The organism is Hydrogenimonas sp. (assembly GCF_029933015.1).
Lineage (GTDB): Bacteria > Campylobacterota > Campylobacteria > Campylobacterales > Hydrogenimonadaceae > Hydrogenimonas.
In genome coordinates, this window is sequence record NZ_JAOZOZ010000138.1 from 1 (window position 1) to 2560 (window position 2560).

The window sequence follows — 2560 nt, forward strand, 5'->3', positions numbered from 1 at the left end:
GTATCGGACAGCTTCGCGAAATCTTTATGAGGAGATGCCATTTGGCCTTTTATCAAGAAAATGATGATATGATAATTGATATAACATGTGGTAATGGAACGGGACTTGAAGACGAAAAAAGTGGATAAAAAGGAACAGCGGCGGATAGAGATTCTGCTGGCTGCACTGGAACTCTTCTCGCAAAAGGGTTTCTATGTGACGACGATACCCGATATCGCGAGAAAAATGGAGATGAGTGTCGGAAATCTCTACAACTATTTCTCCTCGAAAGAGGAGTTGGCACAGGAGATCATTCGATACGTATCACAACTGCTGGCTGAGAAGATTCACGCCGTCAACCATCAGCCTATATCCACAAAAGAGAAGATCCGCCGGATCGTCAAAATTTACTTCGATATGGCTGTCGACCAGCCCCAGATGATCGAGTATTTTCTCCGTGTCTATCTGGCCAACAGGGAAGTCTTTTCCGACGGATGCGAGGGGATGATCTGCGTGGCTCCTTTCATGACGGAGATCATGGTCTTTTTCGAAGAGGGTGTACGTGCGGGGGATCTGAGAAATCAGGACTTTTTCAGTGCCTTCGGCCTCTTCATGGGGTATCTCGGCGGCATGGCTTTTCTCAAAGGCGAAAATGTTCTGCCCAAAGAGCTGCAGAGCTACAGTGACGAGATCGCCGAAAACATCTACAGGGCACTCAAGAGTGACAACGCGCAAGCCTAAGGTGCTGTGGCTGCAGGGGATCACCTGCAACGGTGACAGCCACTCTTTCCTCAATGCGCCGGAAATGCCGCAACTGCTGGAAGAGTTCGATTTTGTCCATCATCCGCTTTTCGCGACGGGGTGTTCTTTGGAATCGGTCGTGCGGGAAACCTGCGACATCGACATCCTCGTTATCGAAGGAGGATTGTTGAAGAGAGGATTCGTGAGAGCCGGGATGGAGAGTTTCGAACTGATCGCGCGGTACGCTTCCATCGCGAAAAAGATCGTCTGTGCAGGAAACTGCGCGTCGTTCGGCGGGATCTCCCGCAAACTCGACAACAGGGCCACCGGTGCCATCTATTGTGAGCAGGAGCCGGCCGGGCTGCTCGCTTCATACGCTTCGAAGATCGTCAATCTCCCCGGTTGTCCGATTCATCCGCAGTGGCTGGTCTATGTGCTCCAGATGATTCGACACGGAAAGAACATCGCGCTGGATGAACTGCATCGGCCTGTGGAAATCTATGGATATACCGTACATGAAGGTTGTACCCGAAACGAATATTTCGAGTGGAAGATCGATGCGAAGGGGTTCGGTTTGAAAGAGGGGTGCCTCTTTTACGAACAGGGGTGTCAGGCTCCCTTTACCCATGGAAGCTGCAACAAAACGCTCTGGGGAGGTGTGAATTCGAAGACCAGGGCAGGCATGCCGTGCATCGGATGTACGGAGCCCGATTTTCCTTCGACGAATCTTTTCGAAACGGAGACGCTGATGTCGATCCCCGCCAAAATGCCTCTGGGCGTACCCAAACGCGCTTATTTGACGATGACGGGTATCGCCAAGGCGTTCAAGATCGAACGTCTCGAAAAGAAGAAGTTTTGAGAGTTTGGCGGTGAAGGTCGAGCGGTTCATCGAGCGGATCGAAGGAGAAGCGACCCTTCTTTTCGACAAAAAAAGTGACGGGTCGATCAAATTTGCCGAGATACTTTTTCCCCATATCCGCGGGATGGAGAAATTACTGGAGCGCAAGCCCGCACTCGATGCTCTGGCCCTGACACCACGGGTCTGCGGTATATGTGGACACGCCCATCTCATCGCGACGGTCAAAGCGCTGGAGAGCTGTTACGCAAATGCCGGAGTGAAGCTCGAGGTTTCACCCAAGGCCGAAGCGATCCGCTCCTTGACCCTTTCTCTGGAGATCATCCAAAACCATTTCAAATGGTTCTATCTGACACTTCTTCCCTCCATACCCGGCTTTGCATACAGAAGGGACGCTTCGATTCTGGCGGCCCATCACGCTGCCTCCCTCTGTGCCCGTGCCATCGCCCATTTGGCAGGGCAGTGGCCGCACACCTCCTATGCGTTGCCGGGAGGCGTCATGTGTGATCCTACCCATATGGAGATACTGCAGGTGGAGTCGCTCCTCATGGAGATTGGAGCGGTGTTTGGAAAGAGTCTGTTGGATATGGCCCCGAAAGAGGCTTGTGAGATCACGAAAGTCGAGACTCTGTTTGAAAATGACGGCGATCTTCCGGAGCTTCTGCGCTATTTTCTTGAAAATGGATGGGAGAAGTTCGGGCAGAGTCATGACCGCTTTATCGTACTGGCTCTCAATCCGATGGGGGGTGCAGGCAAATCCCTGAGGACCCGACTGGCATCGACCGATCTCTCTTCGGTCGAAGAGGGAGAGCCCATCGTGCCGAACGGTTATACAAACCATGCGAAGCCTGTACGGTACAACCGGCGTTTTTACGAAGCGGGTCCGCTGGCGCGGGCCATGGTGGCGAAAACACCTTTGATACGCCATATGCACAGACGCTACAAAGATGCTTCGCTCACGCGTATCGCGGCACGGATCATGGA

Annotated in this window: 3 protein-coding genes; all 3 read left to right on the forward strand. The window is 52.7% G+C overall.

Annotation, left to right across the window (positions count from 1 at the left end):
- Nucleotides 1-120 precede the first annotated feature (120 nt).
- Entirely contained in the window at nucleotides 121-720 is a 600-nt protein-coding gene (locus Q1K23_RS08125; RefSeq protein ID WP_300363693.1) for a TetR/AcrR family transcriptional regulator, read from the forward strand.
- On the forward strand, nucleotides 701-1579 hold the full coding sequence (locus Q1K23_RS08130; RefSeq protein ID WP_300363695.1) for a hydrogenase: 879 nt from the start codon (nucleotides 701-703) through the stop codon (nucleotides 1577-1579). The genes Q1K23_RS08125 and Q1K23_RS08130 overlap by 20 nt, the downstream gene beginning before the upstream one ends.
- A gap of 10 nt (nucleotides 1580-1589) precedes the next feature.
- Nucleotides 1590-2560, forward strand: a 971-nt coding sequence (locus tag Q1K23_RS08135; RefSeq protein WP_300363699.1) for a nickel-dependent hydrogenase large subunit, incomplete at its 3' end; no start/stop codon positions are given.